The 22,469-nt window shown below is 39.2% G+C and carries 22 protein-coding genes; 3 read left to right on the top strand and 19 right to left on the bottom strand.

The genetic code is table 11. The annotated features are described in order from the left end of the window. Position 1 precedes the first annotated feature (1 nt). The 11 genes from purR to H5S10_RS06380 form a co-directional block, all read right to left on the bottom strand. Complete coding sequence (gene purR, locus H5S10_RS06430; protein ID WP_182589100.1) at positions 2-847, bottom strand: pur operon repressor; 846 nt, start codon at positions 845-847, stop codon at positions 2-4. A gap of 266 nt (positions 848-1,113) precedes the next feature. Continuing rightward, on the bottom strand, positions 1,114-1,911 hold the full coding sequence (locus H5S10_RS06425) for a metal ABC transporter permease (RefSeq protein WP_182589099.1): 798 nt from the start codon (positions 1,909-1,911) through the stop codon (positions 1,114-1,116). Next, positions 1,911-2,582, bottom strand: a complete 672-nt coding sequence (locus H5S10_RS06420) for a metal ABC transporter ATP-binding protein (protein ID WP_094501089.1) — start codon at positions 2,580-2,582, stop codon at positions 1,911-1,913. Before H5S10_RS06420 ends, H5S10_RS06425 begins: the two co-directional genes overlap by 1 nt. Before the next feature lie 7 nt (positions 2,583-2,589). Next, positions 2,590-3,501, bottom strand: coding sequence for a metal ABC transporter solute-binding protein, Zn/Mn family (locus H5S10_RS06415; protein ID WP_182589098.1), 912 nt, complete (start codon positions 3,499-3,501; stop codon positions 2,590-2,592). Between the two features lie 139 nt (positions 3,502-3,640). Continuing rightward, entirely contained in the window at positions 3,641-4,492 is an 852-nt protein-coding gene (gene ispE, locus H5S10_RS06410; protein ID WP_182586533.1) for a 4-(cytidine 5'-diphospho)-2-C-methyl-D-erythritol kinase, read from the bottom strand. Between the two features lie 187 nt (positions 4,493-4,679). After that, positions 4,680-4,922 carry a Veg family protein gene (locus tag H5S10_RS06405; protein WP_003665581.1) on the bottom strand — a complete coding sequence of 81 codons (243 nt, stop codon included), beginning with the start codon at positions 4,920-4,922 and terminating at the stop codon, positions 4,680-4,682. A gap of 90 nt (positions 4,923-5,012) precedes the next feature. Continuing rightward, positions 5,013-5,906, bottom strand: a complete 894-nt coding sequence (gene rsmA, locus H5S10_RS06400) for a 16S rRNA (adenine(1518)-N(6)/adenine(1519)-N(6))-dimethyltransferase RsmA (RefSeq protein ID WP_182589097.1) — start codon at positions 5,904-5,906, stop codon at positions 5,013-5,015. Then, the gene (gene rnmV / locus H5S10_RS06395; RefSeq protein WP_182586536.1) at positions 5,899-6,465 is read right to left on the bottom strand and encodes a ribonuclease M5; all 567 of its coding nucleotides are present in this window, start codon (positions 6,463-6,465) and stop codon (positions 5,899-5,901) included. Before rnmV ends, rsmA begins: the two co-directional genes overlap by 8 nt. Beyond that, a complete protein-coding gene (locus H5S10_RS06390) occupies positions 6,462-7,280 on the bottom strand; it encodes a TatD family hydrolase (protein WP_182589096.1) in 819 nt (272 codons plus the stop codon). Before H5S10_RS06390 ends, rnmV begins: the two co-directional genes overlap by 4 nt. Beyond that, a complete protein-coding gene (gene metG / locus H5S10_RS06385) occupies positions 7,273-9,300 on the bottom strand; it encodes a methionine--tRNA ligase (RefSeq protein ID WP_182589095.1) in 2,028 nt (675 codons plus the stop codon). The genes H5S10_RS06390 and metG overlap by 8 nt, the downstream gene beginning before the upstream one ends. 77 nt (positions 9,301-9,377) lie before the next feature. Continuing rightward, positions 9,378-10,226, bottom strand: coding sequence for a DUF72 domain-containing protein (locus H5S10_RS06380; protein WP_182586539.1), 849 nt, complete (start codon positions 10,224-10,226; stop codon positions 9,378-9,380). Between the two features lie 267 nt (positions 10,227-10,493). Between H5S10_RS06380 and H5S10_RS10435 the strand changes: the two genes are divergently transcribed. Next, positions 10,494-10,619 (top strand): hypothetical protein, encoded by a 126-nt coding sequence (locus H5S10_RS10435; protein WP_003674574.1) that lies wholly within the window; start codon positions 10,494-10,496, stop codon positions 10,617-10,619. Positions 10,620-10,673: 54 nt separating this feature from the next. Here the strand turns inward: H5S10_RS10435 and H5S10_RS06375 are convergent, their stop codons facing one another. From H5S10_RS06375 to trpS, 5 genes are all read right to left on the bottom strand, one after another. After that, positions 10,674-11,372, bottom strand: coding sequence for an NAD-dependent protein deacylase (locus H5S10_RS06375; RefSeq protein ID WP_182589094.1), 699 nt, complete (start codon positions 11,370-11,372; stop codon positions 10,674-10,676). Between the two features lie 5 nt (positions 11,373-11,377). Further along, entirely contained in the window at positions 11,378-12,337 is a 960-nt protein-coding gene (locus H5S10_RS06370; protein WP_182589093.1) for an IpaB/EvcA family protein, read from the bottom strand. After that, on the bottom strand, positions 12,330-13,592 hold the full coding sequence (locus H5S10_RS06365; RefSeq protein ID WP_182589092.1) for a hydroxymethylglutaryl-CoA reductase, degradative: 1,263 nt from the start codon (positions 13,590-13,592) through the stop codon (positions 12,330-12,332). Before H5S10_RS06365 ends, H5S10_RS06370 begins: the two co-directional genes overlap by 8 nt. Next, a complete protein-coding gene (locus H5S10_RS06360) occupies positions 13,585-14,526 on the bottom strand; it encodes a Ppx/GppA family phosphatase (protein ID WP_003674567.1) in 942 nt (313 codons plus the stop codon). The genes H5S10_RS06365 and H5S10_RS06360 overlap by 8 nt, the downstream gene beginning before the upstream one ends. Positions 14,527-14,669: 143 nt before the next feature. Further along, complete coding sequence (trpS, locus tag H5S10_RS06355) at positions 14,670-15,692, bottom strand: tryptophan--tRNA ligase (RefSeq protein WP_182589091.1); 1,023 nt, start codon at positions 15,690-15,692, stop codon at positions 14,670-14,672. A gap of 277 nt (positions 15,693-15,969) precedes the next feature. Here trpS and H5S10_RS06350 point away from each other — a divergent pair, with 277 nt between their 5' ends. Next, positions 15,970-16,929 carry a DNA-methyltransferase gene (locus tag H5S10_RS06350; RefSeq protein ID WP_182589090.1) on the top strand — a complete coding sequence of 320 codons (960 nt, stop codon included), beginning with the start codon at positions 15,970-15,972 and terminating at the stop codon, positions 16,927-16,929. Positions 16,930-16,971: 42 nt separating this feature from the next. On the opposite strand, the gene ndk is transcribed toward H5S10_RS06350, so the two are convergent. The 3 genes from ndk to H5S10_RS06335 form a co-directional block, all read right to left on the bottom strand. Further along, the gene (gene ndk, locus H5S10_RS06345; protein WP_019252303.1) at positions 16,972-17,415 is read right to left on the bottom strand and encodes a nucleoside-diphosphate kinase; all 444 of its coding nucleotides are present in this window, start codon (positions 17,413-17,415) and stop codon (positions 16,972-16,974) included. A gap of 87 nt (positions 17,416-17,502) precedes the next feature. Then, a complete protein-coding gene (helD, locus tag H5S10_RS06340) occupies positions 17,503-19,821 on the bottom strand; it encodes an RNA polymerase recycling motor HelD (RefSeq protein WP_182589089.1) in 2,319 nt (772 codons plus the stop codon). Positions 19,822-19,833: 12 nt separating this feature from the next. Next, positions 19,834-21,003 carry a cation:proton antiporter gene (locus H5S10_RS06335; protein WP_182589088.1) on the bottom strand — a complete coding sequence of 390 codons (1,170 nt, stop codon included), beginning with the start codon at positions 21,001-21,003 and terminating at the stop codon, positions 19,834-19,836. A gap of 128 nt (positions 21,004-21,131) precedes the next feature. Here H5S10_RS06335 and H5S10_RS06330 point away from each other — a divergent pair, with 128 nt between their 5' ends. After that, a complete protein-coding gene (locus H5S10_RS06330) occupies positions 21,132-22,466 on the top strand; it encodes a ClC family H(+)/Cl(-) exchange transporter (protein ID WP_182586547.1) in 1,335 nt (444 codons plus the stop codon). Positions 22,467-22,469: the final 3 nt, after the last annotated feature.

Raw genomic sequence — 22,469 nt, 5'->3', positions numbered from 1 at the left:
CCTAATTCTCTACTTTCTTATCAAACACGTTTTCCATGAAGCTTCCTGCTTGTGCTGCAATTTTCTTCTCCGTGCCATCTTTAGTTTCCACTTTGATTAATGAAGTACAGTTATCGACTAACCGTTGTCCGTTTACTGGACGCCCTTCTGCAAAGACAGTGATTCCAACCAAGTTAGCATCAAATTCTTTAATCAAAGATTTCATCCCATTAATCGTACCGCCGCCCTTCATAAAGTCGTCAACAACCAAGACATTCGCCCCAGCTGATAATGTACGACGGGACAATTCCATCTTCTTTATCCGTTGAACGGAGCCAGAAACATAATTAACACTTACAGTAGGTCCTTCAGTAATGTGCGAACTATTACGAACAATAACGAATGGTTTATTCATATACATCGCAACGCTTTGCGCAATCGGAATTCCTTTAGTCTCAACTGTCATAATAACATCAACATCAGCATCAACATATTGAGTAGCGATTAACTTACCAATCTGCCGTAAGATTTCCGGTTGGCCGATTAAATCCGATAAGTAAACATAGCCACCTGGTAACAAACGTGAATCATCATTAACCCGGTCAACCAAGTTATTAATGGCCACTTGAGCATTTTCTTTAGAATAAAATGGTGTTAATACTGCCCCACCACTTGCACCAGGAATTGTCTCTAATCGTCCTTGTCCCCAAGTTTGGAAGGTATGTTTAACAATCCCTAAATCTTCACTGATTGATGACTTAGCTGAGTCGTAACGTTCTCCGAAAAACTTCAACGATACTAATGATCGCGGATGTTCAAGCAAGTAACGTGTCATGTCCACCAATCGGTTACTCCGTCTAATTTTCATGTTCTTTCTCTGCCTTTCAAAAAGGATTAATTAACATTGATTTTAACATAAAATGTTCGGTTTTTCGGCAAAAATTTAGCATTTACTGAGAAAAAATGGCGCAAAGGAGAAATCTATCGCAGCTTCATTTTTCGACGCAAAACTAACCTCTAAGAGCTCCTACAAACAAAAATAGACCTCCAACGTTCGGCTTTACCGGACGATGAAGGCCATTATTCTATTGTGCTATTTTAACCTACCAGATGCCACAGCTTTCTCCAATAAAATCAATTTGATTCAATAAATTTACTATAAATCAAAGCTACTGCATAAATAACAACTTCAATTACTGCGATAAAGAAGCTGACCGGCCATTCTGTCAAATAACCAAGAAAGAGACCGAGCCATGTTCCTAACAGTGAAAATAAAATTGCTAAAACGATCATCCGCGCGACGCCATGCGTAAAGTATTTAGCGCTAGCAGCAGGTAACGTTAGAAGAATAAAAATTAGCAAAGAACCAACAATCTGAGCAGCAACACTAACACTTAGAGCAAGCAGTAAAAGAAAAACAACAGAAATCACTGTTTGATTTATCCCACTGACTTGCGCACCAATCGCATCAAAGGAGTCAAATTTAAGGCGGCGATACATCAACAACAAGATGATCAAAACAAGAACGGAAAGGTAGACAAGCTGCCAGACCTCATTCGAACTAATTCCAACTACACTACCAAATAAAATACTCGTTGCTGAGCTAGCTGACTGACTGCTCAAAGATAAGAAAAGAATCCCTAAGCCAATGAATAGTGCCGAAACAGCACTAATAACGGCTTCTCGTCGTGATTCTTTTATACTCATTTGTCCAACAATAACTGAACTTAACATGGTAAACAAAATCATTCCATTTAGTGCTGGCCATCCAGCAAAAACGGCAAAAGCACCACCAGCAAACCCAATTTCAGACAAGGTATGTGTTAAAAATGATAAATTTCGTGCAACGACAAAGACTCCAATAATCCCGCAAATAATCGCAATAAACGTACTAGCGATAAATGCATGACGCATAAAACTTAAAGTCAACATTATTTTTTATCCCCCTTTATCGGACTGGGTAACTCATTAATTGGCCCAGTGGAATAAGAACCGGGAGAAAGGTACAAGAAACGTGTCCCGTATTGTTCTGCTAAATCCCAATCATGAGTAATAAACATTACGCTTAAACCATTTTGTTGAAAACGGGTTACAAGATCTAGCAATTCATACTTCATTTCATTATCCAGACTCGCAGTCGATTCATCCAGAATAAGGAGGTTAGGATTAGGTAATAATGCCTGAGCAAGATATGCTCGTTGTTTCTCACCACCTGATGCTAAGCCAAGAGGACGTTCAGCAATCTTTGTTAGATTATTTTCACGAATCATCTGTTCAACGCGGTTTCGTTCGCTTTTAGTTAGCCATGGTAAAAGGCGTGGTTTAGTATTTAAAGCAACAAAATCGCGAATAGATAGTGGGTATTCCTCATCAATATTACGAAACTGAGGAACGTAGCCAAGGCGTGTACTTTGCGGAATAGTTATTGTCCCGCTTTTCGGTTTTAAAAAACCAAGCATCGAGCGAACAAGAGTCGTTTTTCCGACCCCGTTTTCACCAACTACGACGAGAAAATCCCCTTCATTAATGGAGAAGCTTAAATGATCGATTACAGTATGGTTTCCGTAAGCGATCGTTAAATCATCAACTGATACAACTGCCATTATCTTCTTAATTCTCCTTTTGTTGAATGCGAGACAATGCTTGGTATTGCTTGAGCATCCACTGCATATAGTCATCCCCATTCGGCTTTGTTTCCGTTACCTTTAATACTGGAACATCATGTTCATGGGCAAGTTTAACTAAATTATCAACAACTTTATCACTTGTCTGTGAATTATCAACAAAGAAGGCAATTTGGTGATTAATGATTGCTTGTTGAATTTCTTCAATATCTTTTGGTGATGGATCATTCCCATCTTCAACAGCTTTTTCGAAATGCTTGTCCATAATTTGATAACCAGCATTTTCTAAGGCATAATCAAAAACTGGTTCACTGACTGCAACGCGATTATTATTAGGATTTACCTGGCGCTTTACTTTCGCAATTTCTTCATTAAGCGGTTGAAGAGAAGCTAAATATTTGCGTGCATTTCTTTGGTAATCCTTAGCATGTTGCGGATCAATTTTACCATATTGAGTTGCAAGATCATTTGCTAACTTTTCGACTGTCTCAGGTGCGTACCAAATATGCTCATTGTCACCAGCTTTCTTGCCGGCTAAAGATGCTACATTAATTACTTTAATCTTGTTATGGTTACTGCTTGATTTAACAAGTTTGTTTACCCAGCTATCATAGCCGAGACCATTTTCAATTACTACATTGGCTTTAGCAACTTGTTGGGCTTGCTTAGTATTGGGTTGATAATCATGAGGATCAACCGAAGCACTATCAATAAACGAAATCACTTGGCCATGATCGCCAGCTACTTTCTGCGCTACTTCACCATAGAAATTCAATCCGGTTACCACTCTAATTGGCTTTTGATTTTTCCCCATCGATTTCCATGGAACGAAGGATAAACCAAGTATTATAACTAACAAAGCAATAATGCTACTAATACCGATAATATATTTTTTCATTCTTTCCCTCTTTTAATCGTAATCATTACTATTTAGAACAATGAATATAATAGCGAACTTTATGCGGGATTGCAACTATAAAAATAAAAAGGACAAGAGAGAAAGCCTTTTCTTCCTATCCTCTTGTCCTTAAATATAATCAGAGCAAAGTTACAACATGAACGTCGCGACAAAATCCGCGAATACTATTTTGAATCCGTTTTGCTCGCGATTCTGTATGACAGATTGCGAAGACAGTTGGTCCCGTCCCACTCATCTGTGCAACATCAGCCCCCAATTCTTTCATCTTATTCTTTAGACGACCGATTTCTGGATAAAACTTCATCGTTAAGGGTTCTAAAACATTTCCCATATATTTTGTTGCTTCTTGCCAATCCTCTTTTTTTAGATTTGCCAGTAAAGCTCCATTGTTAAGATGATGAAGCCTTTCATAATTAATTTGCCGTAAAATTTGCGGCGTGGAGACACTAATCTTTTGCTTTGCAATCACGGCCCAATAGTGAGGCTGTGATGGTAATAATTCAATCTTTTCACCATGCCCAGTAACGTGAGCTAATTTGTTGTATATACAATATGGAACATCAGAATCAATTGTTAATGCGATTTTTGCTAACTCTGATAAACTCAAGTCCAACCGCCAAATACTATTTAACGCTCGCAAAACTGCCGCTGCATCCGAAGAGCCACCACCTAATCCGGCCGCGACTGGAATTTGCTTCTTAATCCGAATTGTAACACCATCTTTACAATGAAAACGACTGCGTAAAATATGAGCTGCTTGGTATGCTAGATTACGTTGGTCATTAGGTAAAAAGCCACTATTTGTATAAACTTTAATTGTTGTCGGGTGTCGGTGGGTCTCAACAGTTACATAATCAGCCAGGTCTGCCGAAACCATTACCATATCCCATTGAGGAGAACCATCAAAATATCGCATCGGCGTGTCTAAACTCAAATTCAATTTTGCTGGTGCTTTTTCTGTAACTATCATCCGGCAACCCTCCTTATCTGTAATAATTTAGTTAGTTAAATTATACTAACGGAACTATAATCCATGCAACTACTGTTTCCTAACTATTCCTAAAGCAAAAGGAGTGGGTAAAAACTGCCTTCCAGTTGAAAGGTATTTTTTACTCACTCTTATTATTTTATAAATATGAATTTTAATTTTTATCAGCTTATTCTGCTTCATCGAAGGCAATTGAAATATTTCGTGTTAACAAATCAGTATAACTATAGGAAACTCGATCCAATGTTCCTTGTTCATCATTCAAATGAATAACAAATACTGCAGGATAAGTCTTACTTAAAATACCGTGATGGGTGGTAATACGTTTACGTCCAGCTTGCGCTTTTACTAAAACATGCTCGCCAATCCGTTCATCTAGCTTCTTCTTAATTTCTACAATGCTATTAGGCACGACTCCTTCACCTCACTGTAGACTAGCATACTCTTTTTTTACACAAAAAGCAAAATTGTACCATAATGTTTTATAACGGTCAACCATCTTTTACAAGAGATTCTGTTGATGAAGAGCATTCGCGAGTTCAATAAATTGTTCAAGGGTTAGCTTTTCTGGACGAATTTGCGGTGAAATATCCAGCTGGGCTAAGACAGCAGTCATTTTCTCTTTTACTGCTGGATCTTTACCAATTACACTTTGCAAGTTATTCCAAAGACTCTTGCGACGATGAGCAAAACATCCCCGAATAAAACCAAATAATTTTTGCTTATCAAAAGGCTGAACTGGAAGCGGATTTGTCCGTGGCGTTAATACAACAATTGCTGAATCAACATTAGGTGACGGCACAAATACTTTCCGTGAAACATCAAAAGCAATTTTAGCTTGCATTTGGTATTCCATCGCTAATGTCAAAGCACCATATTGTTTAGTTCCTGGTTTAGCTGTGAGTCGCTGAGCAACTTCCTTTTGCATCATTACACAGATTGTTGCCCACTCAACAGGACTAGCCAGTAAATTCATTAAAATGGGACTTGTAATGTAATAAGGAAGATTAGCAACCACCTTAATTGGTCGACTAGGATCTTTAAATTCCTTTTTGATTAATTCTGGCAAATTAGCTTGAAGGACATCTTGATTAATCACCTTTACATTATCATATGGTGATAATACTTCTTTTAGAACCGGAATTAAATCCTGATCTATTTCTAAGGCTAAAACTTCTCCTGCAGCTTGTGCTAATTGCTCCGTTAAAGCGCCAATACCGGGACCAATTTCAATTACATTGTCATTATCTGTAATATCCGCCGCCTCAACGATATTTTTTAAGACATTCAAATCAGTAAGGAAATTCTGACCGAAACTTTTCTTTGTGCGGATCCCGTACTTTTCCATTATCGCGCGGGTACGTGTTCGACTACCAATTTCTGGTGAATTACTCATGATCTTCCTCCTGATTTATTTGCTTAATTGCTTGTTCAAATGTTGCGCGGTCAACTTGAAACATATTTAGACGGTGAATCAATTGCTTTCCATTTCCATAGCCGATTCCAAGTAATTGCCCTAACTTTTCACGCCGTTTTCGTGAATCTGCTTGACCTGTTAATCCCCATTTTTGCAAATCTTCGCGCGTAAAGACTTGCTGGGGTGTCGCTGCCTGGGTATAAAGGTGCTCTAAAGCTGACTTTATAACTGCTGGCATTGCATGCTCAACTCCTAAGCTACCGTGAGCCTCAGTTGGCACACCATCTTTGCGTTTAATAAAAGCATGCTTAACTCCAGGGATGGCTTCACTGATTATTTTTCTAATCCGCTCACCGTTAAAGTCCGGATCAGTAAAAACAATTAGGCCCCGGCTTGCTTGTAACTTTTTCAACTTTGCCAAGTCAGCTGTTGAAATTGCAGATCCATTTGTTTCGTATGTATCTGCATCAACTGCTTTTAAAATTTGCTTAGTATCATCTTTACCTTCAACAACTATAACTTCTTTTATTCTAATCATAGGCCTCTTTCTTCATTTTCCAAAAATAAGCGGTGGGCGTTCGTAAATGTTTTATATGCCACTTTACCAGCATCAATTTGCTTTAAATCCGCAATTGCATCCACCGTAAATTTAGTAAAACCGGGTTCATTTTGCTTTCCTCGATATGGGAGTGGCGTTAGGTAAGGAGCGTCTGTTTCAACCATCATCTTTTCCAAGGGTACAACTAATGCGGCTTCATGGACTTCTGTCGCATTTTTGAAGCTTACGACACCACTAAAAGAAATCATCATCCCGAGATCCATAAATTTCTCTGCCCATTCTGGTGTCCCGTTAAAACTATGCATAACACCACCAAATTCATCGATGTGAGCATTACGCAAAAGATCATACGTATCAGCTAATGCATCCCGGCAGTGAATTGAGACCGGTAATTTAAGTTCTCGCGCCCATTCAAGCTGTTCAGCAAAAATTTCTTGTTGCCGCTTGTGAGGAGAATGCTCATCATTATAATAATCTAAACCAATCTCTCCAATCCCTACGACTAAGGGATCCGCTAATTGTTGACGTAACTCTTTTTTAGTTTCGTTATTCCAATTAGCAATATCTTCTGGATGCCAACCAATAATTGGATGAAGGTGATCATATTGGTGTCCCAACTTTAAAGCACGGGTATTTAACAGCTGATTAGAGCCAACAATATTCATCTCCGTCACGCCATAATGAGCAGCACGGTTAATAAATGCAGGCACATCATCATAAAACGCATCGTCATTTAGGTGGGTATGGGAATCATAAACCAGCTGCTGGTGTTGATGATTGCTCACTTTATTCAACGCCCATTCCAGGCACTAAATTATCAGGAACAGTTACTACTTGCACATTACCGTCCTTTTCAGCAGACAAAAGCATTCCTTGGCTTAATTCGCCCCGCATTTTCCGTGGTTTCAAGTTAGCAACAATCAAAACTTTCTTACCAACTAAAACAGAAGGATCTGGATACCATTTAGCAATTCCAGAAAGAATTTGACGGCCTTCTTCTGTTCCATCATCCATATGGAATTTTAGAAGCTTATCAGCACCTTTTACATGGTCGGCAGCAGTGATTTGAGCCACTTTCAATTCAACCTTGTCAAAGACATCAATCCGAATTGACTTTTTACCATCGTTTTTCTCTTCTTGCGCTGTTTCTTGAGCTTTTTCTTTTGCTTCAGCCATTGCCTTTCTTCCCTTCTTCTTTTCATTTGCTGTCATCTTACTCTTAATAAATTCAACCTCAGCCTTTACATCCAAGCGTGGGAAGATCGGAGTTCCTTTAGCGACAACTTGAGCCTCTGCTGGGAAATCATTAAATTGAAGATCAGTTAATGACAAGTTAGTTTCTTCAATTCCAAGTTGTTCAACAATTTGTTTTGGTGCGTTCGGCATAATTGGTTGAATTAAGGCTGCAATAATTCGCAAACTCTTTGCTAGATGGGTCATCACATCAGATAATACAGCCTTCTTACTGTCATCTTTTGCTAATACCCATGGTTCAGTTTCGTCAATGTACTTGTTAGCACGACTAACTAGCTTCCAAATAGTTGCCAACGCTTCAGCAAATCGTGTTTTATCCATTAATTCTTTGTACTCAGCGATTACATCACTAGCAGTTTGTTCTAAATCAGCATCAAAATCAGTGGTTGCATCATTAGCGCCAACCAATTTACCGTTTTGATACTTATTAATCATCGCAACAGTCCGATTAAGCAAGTTTCCTAGATCGTTAGCAAGGTCATAGTTTACCTTATCAACAAAGTCTTCTGGACTAAAGACGCCATCATTACCAAATGGCATTGCCCGCAATAAGTAGTAACGTGTAGCATCGAGGCCGTAGCGATCAACAAGAGTTTCAGGATAAATAACATTTCCCTTTGATTTCGACATCTTACCGTCACGCATTGTTAACCAGCCATGACCGATGATATGTTTTGGCAATGGTAAGCCAAGTGCATGAAGCATGATTGGCCAGTAAATCGTATGGAAACGAACAATCTCCTTCCCTACCATATGGACATCAGCAGGCCAGTACTTTTTGAAGAGACTATCATCATCACTGCCATATCCTAATGCAGTAATATAGTTTGATAATGCATCAATCCATACGTATACCACGTGCTTAGGATCACTAGGTACCTTAACGCCCCAGCTAAATGATGTCCGCGTAACTGCAAGGTCTTCTAGTCCTGGTTTTAAGAAGTTATTGATCATTTCATTCATCCGTGATTGTGGTTCGATAAAGTCAGGATGTTCCTTATAGTAGTCCATTAACCAGTCGGCATACTTGCTCATCTTAAAGAAGTATGATTCTTCCTCAACTAATTGAACCTCATGACCTGATGGAGCTTTTCCACCGATCACATTGCCGTCTTCATCACGGTAGACTTCTGCTAACTGACTTTCTGTGAAGTACTCTTCATCATCAACAGAGTACCAACCAGTATACTTACCCTTGTAAATATCCCCTTGGTCGAGCAATTGTTGAAAAATCTTTTGGACAGCCTGTTCATGGTAGTCGTCGGTCGTCCGAATAAACTTGTCATTTGTAATTTCAAGTTTATTCCATAGTTCTTTAATTTGGGCAGCCATTTGATCAACGTATTCTTGTGGCTTCATGCCAAGCTTTTCAGCCTTTTGTTCAATCTTAAGGCCATGCTCATCGGTTCCTGTTAAGTAGAATACGTCATAGCCCATCAAACGCTTAAAACGTGCTTCTGCATCGCATGCAATTGTTGTGTATGAATTACCAATATGGAGTTTACCAGATGGATAGTAAATTGGTGTTGTAATGTAATAAGTTGGTTTTTGTTCAGCCATATGAGGCCCCTCTTTCTAAGATATTACTAATTAAGATTTAACATTTAGTATAGCATTTTATTAGGACTTGCTCCATCCTAAAACAGATCAAGCTGTTCTGGCGATTTAGGTGCCAGCCCCTCGAATTCAATATTCATCATTTTTTGCAGACTCAATGCATTGGGTGCTGCATCCTTAGCTGAGTTATTGTTGAAGATAACACAGAGTTCTTTAGGTTGCGGCTCTAAAGACTCAATTTGTTCTTTAAAGAATTGAAGTTCTTCCGACGAATATCGATACAAAGTCCGCGTTTTCCGCCATTCTTTTCCTTGATTTTCCCATCCTTTTCGATTACGGCCATGAAGGCGCAACATCGCTAAGTCAGGATTAGTTGTTGCAAGTACAAATGGTACTGATGTTGGTGTATTATGGGGTTCATCAGCGGCCACTAATGTAAAATTGAGTTCACGACAAAAATCTAAGACTGACGGTAAAATTTCTTCCTTATACCAAGTTTGGTTACGAAATTCGACTGCAATTGGCAGATTTCCTAACCATTCTCGAATTAATCGTAAGTAGGAAAAGTCACGCACAGTTGCATCAAAATATGGAGGAAATTGAAACAATATCGTCTTTAATTGACTAGCAGCTACCAAGGGGGAGATTGTCCGACGGTATTGTTGAAAGACCTGTTCTAGTTCGCCACGTTCTTGATTTCGCTGATGCAATGTCATTTTCTGGTTAGCCTTAACGATAAACTGAAAAGTTGGTGGAACAGTAGCAAGCCAGTTTTGAATTGTTGATATCTGAGGTAAAGCGTAGAAAAAAGTATCAACCTCAACCACCGGAAAATGTTGAGCATACTCATCAAGCCTTACAGGGCGTTGTTCATCATGAATGAGTACTGGATGCTCTGTCCACGTTGTCATCCCCATTGTTATTTTCATCTTTAATCCTCCCTTTCATGCCTAAAAATCCGCCTCAAATTACTTAGCAAATTCTTATACACTGCAAAATAAATCTATATTCATTTTTTAAGGACCTCAATCCCCATTTTTATCACTTTTATTCATTTTGATAGTAAAATACGAACGGATTATGCATTATTCTCACGCCTTAAAATGAAAGCGCTTCTCATACTTCATTATTTCTCTAGGAAAAGCGTTCAAAACATGTTATTTTACAAGTGAACAATACGAAAGGAGCGATCAGAAATGCTACTAAAGAACAAAGGTATTCGTCACATTTTTTATCAAGAAAAGGATGCTACTAAAAAGAAGGGTTCTCGTTTAGTAGCACTCCCATTCAAAGTTGATGGGAAGGTCGTTTTCTTTGAATAGACACTGGAGCAAAAAGAAGCTGGAAATTGTCCTCAGACAACTGCAGCTTCTTTTTTATACTTTTAATTCGTCAAAGAATTTTGTTGCATCGTCTTGAACCATTTGAAAATCAAAGGGAAATTGCAATAACTGCTGATTAACCGCAATCACCTTTGCATTGGGATTGCGATAATCTAACAAGCCCGCAAATGGGTATACTTTCATTGAAGTCCCCACAATCACAACTAAGTCAGCTTGTTGCATTGCCTTGACAGAATTGACAATATCTTCTTGCCTAATCCCTTCATCGTATAGCACAATATCTGGACGCAAGGGACCATTATCCTTTTGATGCAAGCGACTCTTCAAATATTCACTCACCGGAACTGTTTCATGACACTTTTCGCAATAAACGTGGAAGAGATTCCCATGAAAATCAATCAAGTGTTTCGTTCCCGCTTCTTCATATAAGTTATCAATATTTTGCGTTATCACAGTCGCACGATCCTGTTGTGTCAAAGCTGCCTGTTTTTGATGAATTACATTGGGCTTTGCATCTGGAAAATACAACTTTTTCTTGCAAAATTCATAAAAGCCTTCTGGATCGCTAACAAAATAACGATGACTTAAGTAATATTCAGCATTCTGATTCTGCGTATATAAACCGTTTGCTGACCTAAAATCAGGAATACCAGAAGCGGTTGAAACACCAGCTCCCGTTAGAAAGACAATATTTTTTGCGTCGTCAAATGTTTTTTGAATCGTCGCATCCATCTAACTCACTTCCTTACGATGTATGGAATGCTATTCTGTTCAAGAAATTCCTTCACTGATTGATCATATATCTTCTTGAATGCTTCGGGCGCATTTTGAGTTGGTGCCGGAAGAGTAAATGAATTTTGTCCATCACTCCGCCGAAGACCAACGTAGGCGCGCTCATCTGTCCCTCGTTCTTTCATATCAGAGTGATAGATTTCAAACACTTGGCGCATTTCTAAGCGCAATTGACGAGCACTTAGCACCGGTGAGAGGGTTGTGTATTCGTTATTATGTAAGGCTGGTAAGCCCCATTCCTGCATCTGTTGATCAAATAAAGAATAAATCTTAACAATTGACCGGCGCATATCGAATGGTGACTTAATTGGCTTCTTTGTGATTTCGGCATACATCTTTTTTGCCGCAGCCAGTGCAAGCGGGTACTTTTCTTCTAAAGTTTTTTCATACTTTGAAATGTGGTCACCGTAAAAGACCAAAGCATCCAAAAGGGTTAATAACCGTAACGTCCGTTCATCATCTTCCTCTTTTTCCGGAGTTAATGTATGTTCAATCCCCTTTAAATACTGCTCTTCAATCTCATCAGTAATAAAACCATGCTTACGTTGTTCTGCCACAACTACTCGATGCATAGCGATATTATACAAGTCAGTTGACATAATCATCATCTGTTCATCAAGTTCCTTATCCCCAAGAGATAGTTGGAAAAAGATTTGCGGAAAACCTTTTAACAACATCAAAAGGTGCAATAATTCGTGTGAAGCAGTGTAATTGGGAGCAGTCAAGTCAGTCACAATTATAACCAAGGCACCAGGAATGGTTTGCTGCGTTGCTTGGTCATGGCGAACGTATCCTGACTTGTCACCATGAAACTGAACGAAGACACTACCTTCAGGATATAGGCTATTAACCTGATCAAGGAGTGCTTGATTTTCTTTATTTAGTGTAATTCTCTCTTCAGTCATTAACTTGGTCCTTTCTGATCGTTGATAATATTTCCTTAGCAAGCGCTTGATCAACATGTGAGCGTTGCTTTAACCGTGCTACTACTAATGGCACTTCTGCTGGGGTCGCGCCGACGCTTGCCGCTAACGAACGGTATTGGAGTTTCATATGGCCAGCTTGAATCCCGGTAGTTGTCAATGCTCGTAAAGCAGCCAGATTTTGCGCTAATCCGATACTTGCTGTCACTGCTGCTAATTCTTCGGCACTTTTAATTTGACTAATATGATAGTTTATCTTTGTCATCTTATTTAAACCAATTGAACCACCAATTACACCGACCGGTAAAGGAAGAACAATTTTTCCTACCAAATAGTCATCCTGAATTTCCCAAGTACTTAACCCTCGATATTGTCCGTCACGAGCAGCATAGGCATGTGCTCCGCTTTCAATCGCCCGCCAATCGTTTCCACTTGCGATCATGACCGCATCGATTCCGTTCATTATTCCCTTATTATGGGTAGCTGCTCGGTAAGGATCAACTTGTGCAAGATCACTAAGACGGGCAATTCGTTGAGCAACCTCTTTACCATCCATCTCCAGAGTTGCTAAGTATCGAAAATCAACTTTACAGGTAGCGGTTTGCAAACTCTGCGTTGCAAGATTGCTTAAAATTGCGGTAATAACATGGAAGCCTTGATCCGTTAACCATTTTCCAACCGCTTCTGCCATCGTATTGACACTATTAGCTCCCATCGCCTGACAAACATCAATCCCTAAATCAACGCTAATGAAGTCACCAGGAGTGCGAACTTTCATCGACTTTGCACCCCCGCCTCGTGCCTGCATTGAGGGATGAGCCTGGTTAGCGATTGTTAAAATCGCATCTTGGTGTTCGAAGAGCCATGATTTAACTGCTGTTTTATCGGTCACGCCGTCTAAAACAACTTGGCCCACTAATTGCCGGTCTTGCTGAGGGGCAGTAAATCCTCCTGACCTACTTACCCGATGCGCGCCATTGCTAGCAGCGGCAATGACTGATGGCTCTTCAACCACCATTGGTACAACATACTGACGATTATTTACAGTTATATTTAAGGCTACTCCTTCAGGCAAAGAATAATCTGTAATATAATTTTCGACTAACTCATCCCCTAAATCTGAACTTGTATTTGCTAATACTTGCTCTTCTAGCGGGGATAGTTGACGAGCTTTTGTCAATTGTTGACGTCGATCATGGGCAGATAATTTATAAAAACCGTGTTGCCAATCAGTCATGGTGTCGCTTCCTTTGATTTACATATTCAGTGATAATTCCTTCACGAACACCACTCTCTGAAAAAATAACCCGACCATCACTATTGCGTTGCAAAAGGGTTACAAGAGGCAGCATTCCGCCAATGATAATGTCTGCGCGTTCTGGTTCTAGACCAGTCATACGTTTACGCTGGGCTAAATTACGATTTAGCAATTCACGATAAGTAGCAAATACTACTCGTGAAGAAAGCTGATATCCATGAATCGAACCATTTCGGCGATGACGGTGATGATAGGATTGAGTCATCCGTGCTAAAGTCCGGTTCGCACCACCTAATAAAACAATCGGCACACGTGTCGCATAACGTAACCATGGAATTTTTGTCAATCGTTCATTCATCGCTACCTGAGCACGAAAAAGGTCAGCTGAACGAACATAACCATTTAAGTGGTATTGCTCTGATAAATTAACAGCTCCTACCGGAATCGAAATCAAGTTACGCGCTTTTCGCTGCTGCACTAATATCAATTCACAACTTGCTCCACCAACATCTAGAATTAAACAGTGGTTAAGTCGCAATGTCCGAACAACGCCTAAGTAATCATAATAGGCTTCTTTTTTACCAGATAAAACTTGTAGATGAATACCAACTTCCTGTTGGACACGATTCAAAAACTCTTGGCGATTTCGGGCCTGCCGAACTGCAGCAGTTGTAATCGCACGAACCTTAATATTAGGAATCTCTTGGTAGATTTTTTTAAATCGTTTTAGAGCCGCAATCGTTCGTTCAATTGCACTCTCTTGTAACATTTTTTCTCGTCCCATTCCCTCAGATAAACGTGTATTTTCTTTTACACGTCGAATTTCACGAAATCGTCCATCTGGAGCAATTTCCGTTATTGCCATTCGGGCCGAGTTTGAGCCGAGGTCTACAATCGCGAGGTTTTCCACCATTTTCACCTCCGCTTTAATTAATTATTTTTCGTATAAATACATCTCTTTTATGTTACCATGTTCTGCTATTGGAGACACGAAAAAAAACGGGGCTCAAGGAAAAACTTATTTTCCTAACAACCTCGCTTTTTCAGCTCATATTTTTATCCAAAGTAATTAATCCCGATTGCATCACGAACTTCTTTAAGCGTTTGATTAGCGACTTCATTTGCTCGTGCTGATCCTTCTTTAAGAACCTGATCTACATAATCAAGATTAGCAGCATATTCTTCGCGCCGCTTGCGAATTGGTTTAAGTTCAGCTTCAAGGACTTCATTTAAGTACCGCTTGATTTTAACATCGCCAAGACCACCAGCTTGGTATTGTTCTTTCAATTTAGCAACCTGCTCTTTGTCTGGATCAAAGATGTCAAGGTAAGTAAAGACAGTATTACCTTCAACATGACCAGGATCACTAACTTTGATATGTGTTGGGTCTGTATACATCGACATTACTTTCTTTTGCACTGTATCAGCATCATCAGACAGGTAAATTGCATTGCCAAGGGACTTACTCATCTTTGCGTTGCCGTCTAGTCCTGGAATTCTTCCTTGGCCCTTTGGCGGAAATACTCCTTCAGGTTCAACTAAAATATCTTGTTGGTAAATGCGGTTGAACGTCCGTACAATTTCACGGGTTTGTTCAAGCATTGGTTCTTGATCATCACCAACCGGTACTGTATCAGCCTTAAATGCCGTAATATCCGCAGCTTGGCTTACTGGATAAATAAAGAATCCGGCTGGAACACTTTCACCAAATTTCTTTTGCTTAATCTCAGTCTTAACAGTTGGATTTCTGCGTAAACGCGCAACAGTTACTAAGTTAAGGTAGTGCATCGTTAATTCATTTAATGCTGGAATTTGTGATTGAACCAAAATTGTTGATTTCTTTGGATCAATTCCAACCGCCAAATAATCAAGGGCAACTTCATGGAGACTACGACGGATTTTTTCAGGATCACGAGCATTATCAGTCAATGCTTGTTGGTCAGCAATCATGATAAAGGTATCATATTTACCCGTATTTTGTAATTCAACCCTATTTTTTAATGAACCTACATAGTGTCCAATATGCAACTTACCTGTTGGTCGATCACCAGTTAAAATAACGTGTTTTTCTTCTGCCATTTTAAATTCCTCCTAAACTATAAAACGCCCTACTTAGCCATATAAACTAAATAGGACGCTTTTCGCGCGGTACCACCTAAATTGCAATCATCATTGCCGCTCATTATATATTTTGTTGTGACCATTTCGCACTTTGGGAACCTTTTCACCAACCGTCCCTCGCTAAGACTCGCGCTACTTAATATAGTTAATTTTAATCCAACTCCTACTAAAAAGGCAAGACAATCCTGAATATGACAAGTATAATAATACTAAACGTCGAACAGGAGTGGTCAATATGCGCTCAAAAAGAAATAAAACAATTGATTTCACGCTTGAGGAGGCTTCACCTGAGCTCCTCAGCCAGATTATTCACCCAACTGATAATCTCCAGACAATATCCAACAAGATTATCAACGGGGATTCCTTCAAAGTAATGACTCAACTAGCACCACACCAGGTTGATCTTGCCCTTATTGACCCTCCCTATAATCTTAACAAACAATATGATGGTTTAAACTTCAAAAAGATGTCTACGAGCCAATATCAGACTTACACGCAAAAGTGGATTGATCTCTTAAAGCCATTACTAAAAGAAAATGCTAGTATCTATGTCTTTTCTGATTGGGCAACTAGCATGGCACTTGCGCCGATCCTCGAAAAAAATTTTACAATTCAAAATCGGATTACTTGGCAACGGGAAAAAGGACGCGGCTCACAGAAAAATTGGAAAAACGGGATGGAGGATATTTGGTTCTTGACTGCTAACCCCAGTGACTATACCTTTAACGTCGACCAAGTTAAACAACGACGGCAGGTGCTAGCCCCTTATCGTCAAGATGGGGTCGCTAAAGACTGGCAAGCTACTAAAAACGGTAATTTTCGTGATACAATGCCCTCTAATTTTTGGAACGATATTTCAATCCCCTATTGGTCAATGCCAGAAAATACTGGTCACCCTACGCAAAAGCCAGAAAAATTACTGGCAAAAATTATTCTGGCTAGTTCTAATCCCAATGACTTTATTTTCGATCCTTTTGCCGGTTCCGGTTCTAGTTTAGTGACTGCTGCTAAGCTCAATCGCCACTATCTTGGAATCGAGCAAAGCCTCTTATATTGTGCATGGGGCCAGTACCGGCTTAATCAAGTAAAGGCTGATTCTAGCATTCAAGGCTATACTGACGGTGTTTTTTGGGAACGTAATACCCTAGCAGTACAACGGAAGATTAAACGCCAACAAAAAACAAATGGAAGATAAAAAGACTGAGAGAAAAATTTTTTCTCTCAGTCTTTTTATCTTCTACTGCTTATCTTTAATATCAAATTCTGGGAACCAAATACCAATTTCGCGAGTAGCGCTATCAACATTATCAGATGTATGAATGATATTTCGCAAGTTACCATCAGGCCATTCACGACCGTAGTCACCACGAATTGTTCCCCATTCAGCTTCACCAGGGTTAGTAGCTCCTGCCATATTATGAATTGCTTGAATTACATTAGTGCCAGAGACGACAATTCCTACAATTGGTCCTTCTGTCATGTATTCTAACAATTCAGGGAAGAATGGTTTGTCAACTTTATCAAAATAATGCTGACGAAGCTTTTCTTCTGATGGGTCAATCATCTTAAGAGCTTCAATATTATAACCCTTTCGTTCAATACGGGTAATAATATCTCCAATATGGCGGGTCTTTACCCCATCAGGTTTTACTAGTACAAGTGTGTATTCGTCTTTAACCATGGCGAAGCATCTCCTTTTTCTATATCTACTCCATTAGATTATCATAAGTCACCACTTCTTGAAAGCGTTTTTAGTCAATCAAAGAATTTAATTTTTATTTGGTAATTGATACTCAATTGTCAAAAGGCGACCAGCTTTCTCATTAATTGCCTCACTAACTGAACCATTGCTTAAAAGGACCAGTTCGTGCATTGCTCGTGATGCCATCGTATAGATCATGCCAACTTCATCAGTATTCGCTAGATTTTTAGCAGAGACATCGGCAGCGAGAACCGCATCGAATTCGAGTCCTTTTGCTAAGTAAATTGGAAGAATTAAGATCCCCTTTGGCAATTCACTCGCATCCTTATCTAGCAGATGAATATTTTCAACTTTTTGCCGATGAAGTAATTGATAAATAGCAGTTGCTTGCTCTTGATTCTTGGTTAAGATCGCTACAGTTTCATGTTCGTCAGCTAGTTTAAGTGTCTCATCTAGCAAACTTTGCTGACTCTCTTTATCAGAATAACGGACTAATAAGCGCGGTTTCTTCCCATGACGAGTGAAGGAAATTATCTTATCACCATCCGGCAACAAAGCCTTTGCAAAATTAGTAATCTCTGTCGTGGAACGATAACTCCGCCGTAAAGCAATCAAATTAGGGCGCTTAGCCTTTAATACCCCACTAAGTTTGTTTAATAACTCTTCCGGTAACTGCAATGGCTTAAAAAGAGCCTGTTCACTATCACCAAGGACGGTAAACTTAGCTTGCGGAAAGGCGTGTTTTAAGTATATTAACATCGCTGTTGAATAATCTTGCATCTCGTCAATAAATACATATTGAAAAGAACGATTTTGCCCTGTACCGGAAATCAAATCACGTAGATCCATCAACGGTGCCGCATGCATTAATTCGAGCCGATGATATTCAATCTCATCTTGAAAGGCAAGAATCATTGTCGCCCATTCCCGTTGACTAATTGTCTTAGGCACTTCAACCTGATGCAAAAACTTATTATATTGATTATAAAAATCAAGAAAATAATTATTGTAGATTGCGTCTGCAATAACACGTAAGCGTCGTTTAGCTAAGCGCCGTGAAAGGTAAGCATATTGTTCATCTTCATCCTTAAAATCATCAATTGTTTTCTTACCATAAAGGTTGTGCAATTGTTGTAAATCAAGTGAATCTAACTCTTTAGCTACCCAGTCCTTTTTAGCCTCATCTTTAACACGTCGCTGCAATTCACGAATTAACTTATTTTTTAAGTGGACTAACTTATCAGCAGGAGCCATCGTCAAAGGTAATTCTTTATAAAGATCCTTGACATGATCAGCCGAAAAGAAAACTTGACCATTAAAACGAATATCAGCAAATTGCAAATCATCAATTGTCATTTTTTCGACGTAATGTGCAATCGATGTCATAAAAGACTCACTTTCAATAAAGTCGGCAACAACATGAGAAGCATTTTCAGGTTGTTGTCGTTCTTCATAGCGATCGAATAATGTTTCTACTTGCAAACCTTCAAAACGTCGACGAATAAATCCCTCTAATGTTACTTGTCGCATATTTCTTTCACCAAGACTTGGCAAAACTTCAGAAATATAGTGGCTGAATAAATTATTGGGACTAAAAAGGACAATCTGGTCAGCGTTCAATTCCGTTCGACTGTGATAAAGCAAATACGCAATTCGTTGAAGGATCGCTGAGGTCTTTCCCGAACCAGCCACCCCTTGTACTAGTAAAAGATCACTATGCGTATCACGGATAATATCATTTTGCTCTTTTTGAATTGTCGCCACAATATTATGCATATACTGGTCATTTTGCTTTCCAAGAGCCGCTTGTAGAACTTCATCACCAACCGTTTCATTGGTATCAAACATATTAGTGATTTTACCGTCCTTAATAGTAAATTGCCGTTTCTTTTTTAATTCCGTGGTTTGCATCCCAGCCGGAGTTTCATAATTGACTTTCCCAAGGGTACCATTATAGTAAACTCCCGAAATTGGTGCCCGCCAGTCGTAAATCAAAAAGTCTGTTTTATCTTCATTCATTAAAGATGAAGTACCGATGTATAGCGTTTCGCTCTTATCTTCACCAGGATCTTGAATATCAATCCGGCCAAAATACGGTGACCCTTTTAAGTTTTTCAAAGTTCTTAACTGGTGCTTGAGAATTGATTCACTTTCCGCTGCTCGTGAAACCAATTGGCGCTGCTGTTCAATCATTGACCGAGATTCGGCAATATCATCAACTTCATAACGGTTAATAGACGCATTTTCACTATAATTACGTTCAACTGCTCGTGTTTCACGATGGGCATCTTCAACAGCTTTAGTGGTTGCAGCTACTTGTTGGTCAATTTGTTTCTCAACATTATTGACCCGTGCTTGCTCCGTTTCTCGTTCATGATTTTCCATCAAAAGTCTCCTTTACTCAAGTTCGTTGGCTGATCGTTTCAATGCATTCTTTAAGATAAATGGCGCTAATACAGTTGCAATAATAATCACGGTAATTACATCTGAATAATACATTGGTGAAAGAAGATGGGCTTCATAACCAATCTGGGCTGTAATCAATCCCATTTCACCACGGGCAACCATCCCACTACCGACAACATAAGAACTTGGCATACTAAAGCCAGATAGCTTAGCACCGGCTCCACATCCAAGTAGTTTTGTTAAGCATGCAAGAATTGTCATCACAATAACAAAGACAAACGATTCACCAATATTGTCAAAGCGCATGTTCAACCCTACGCTGACAAAGAATAGCGGAATAAACATTGCGTACCCAATCGGAATAAAACTCCGATCAACAACTTCTTTATGCTTTGTATTAGCCACTGCAATTCCGGCAAAGAATGAGCCTACCGCCCCACTTAACCCAACATAATCAGCAATTGCGGCCATCCCTAAACAGATAATCATCGCCATTACTGATGTTGAAGCAACTGTTAATAAGCGATCACTCATATGAATCAGGTAAGGTGCTAACCAACGAATCAATAGGTAAGTACCACCAAAGAATACTAACTGCATCAAGAGGACAATTCCTAAAGGCTGACCATTACCGTGACCACTATTATTGCTTCCATTAATTACACTAATCATCACACTTAATAAGATAACACCAATAATATCATCGGCAACCGCTGCTCCAAGCACCGTTGCCCCTTCTCGGCTATCTAGCCGATTAAATTCACGTAATACTGCAACTGAAATGCTAACAGATGTTGTTGCGAAAATAACCCCGATAAAAAGCGATTCAAGCTTAGTAAAACCAAACATATAACTTACTGGACCCATAATTACAATGGGAACAATAACTCCCAAAAGCGCCACAACAACGGCGGGCTTCAAATATTTTCTTAGTAAGGATAGGTCACTTTCCAATCCTGCAATGAACATCAAGATAATAACCCCAATTTCCTGAAATTCATTCATCATTGAGTTTAAATGAACCCAATCTAAAACAGCAGGTCCTGCAATGATTCCTACTAGGATTTGCCCAATTACTTCCGGAATCTCAACCCGTCGACATAGGTGTGCTATAACTTGTGTTGCTAGCAGTAAGCCTGCTAAAACTGCAATAAATTCCATTTCTTTTCCTCCAAGTTAATTACTGTGCAATATATATTTTTGATTTTACCATATCAACGCTAAATATTATTGAGGGCGTGTATAATGTAAGTTAAATAACCTTTAAATTTTCGAAAGGCGGAATTGTTGTGTCCAATAGCCAGTCTAACATTAAACGTGCCCGTGATGTCTTATCAAAACCGATATCAACAGCCTTCATTTCATTAATTGGTAAAGCCATTATTGTTGGAGCTTTGACCGGATTTATTGTAAGTATTTTTCGGTGGATTATTGACCATACGTTAAAGTTATTAATGATTATTTATCCAATGATGACTCAACATCCCCAATTACTTATCCCTTATATTATTATTACAATTTTAATTGTTTTCATTCTCAGTAGAATCCTTAAGCCCTCTTTACTCGATCTAGTTGGATCAGGGGTACCACAAATTGAAGCCATTCTATTAAATGAACATCAAATGAATGCCTGGAGTGTCCTATGGCGTAAATTTATTGGTGGATTATTGGCAATTTGTCCAGGGCTCTTTCTTGGTCGCGAAGGTCCCTGCATTCAAATGGGAGCTTGTATCGGTCAATTATTAGGGGAAAAATTTATGATAAGTAAAGAAGAAAAAAGATTCCTCCTAGAATGTGGAGTTGCTGCTGGTCTTTCGGCTGCATTTAGCGCGCCGTTAGCAGGAGTTATCTTTCTCTTGGAAGAAATTACCTTCGATTTTCATCCCCAAGGTTGTATTACTGCCCTCGCAGCAGCAATTACATCTGACTTTGTGACAATTTTATTCTTCGGAGTCCGTCCTTGCCTCTATATTCCAGTACATACAAATGTACCTAAAGATTGCTATGGCTGGTTAGTTCTCCTTGGTATTTTAATTGGTTTACTCGCTTTTGGCTATCAATATACTCTCTTAAACTTGCGTTGGTGGTACAGTAAGATTAAGTTCCCCCATATTTATCACAGTGTAATCCCCCTACTTCTTGTGATTCCAATTGGATTGTGGAATGCGCGTATTTTAGGAGGAAGCCATGATTTTATTTCTTACATTGTCAGCCTTAATCAAACTAAAAATTTAACAAGTCTTTGGGGAATTTTCATTATCTTCTTCATCATTCGTTTTTGCTTTTCCATGATTAGTTATGGTGCTTCTGTTCCTGGTGGGATTTTCATGCCAATCCTTGTATTAGGGTCATTAATCGGCGCAATTGCAAGTATAGTTATGATCCATCAAAATATCATTCCGGCAACATGCTATCTTAATTTTGTAGTTATCTCAATGGCAGCCTACTTTGGGGCAATTGAAGAGGCTCCTTTTACCGCAATTACCTTACTAACAGAAATGGTTGGGTCTGTTGATCAGATTTTACCAATGACAATCCTAACTTTTATTGCCTATATCACTAGCAATTTATTAGGCGGACAACCTATTTATGCATCGTTACGTAAAGAATTATTTCCAAAATGAATA

The sequence above is a fragment of the Limosilactobacillus balticus genome, from assembly GCF_014145615.1.
Taxonomy (GTDB): Bacteria; Bacillota; Bacilli; order Lactobacillales; family Lactobacillaceae; genus Limosilactobacillus; species Limosilactobacillus balticus.
Note: the sequence above shows the minus strand (reverse complement) of the source record. Positions and strands in the feature narration are given on the sequence as shown.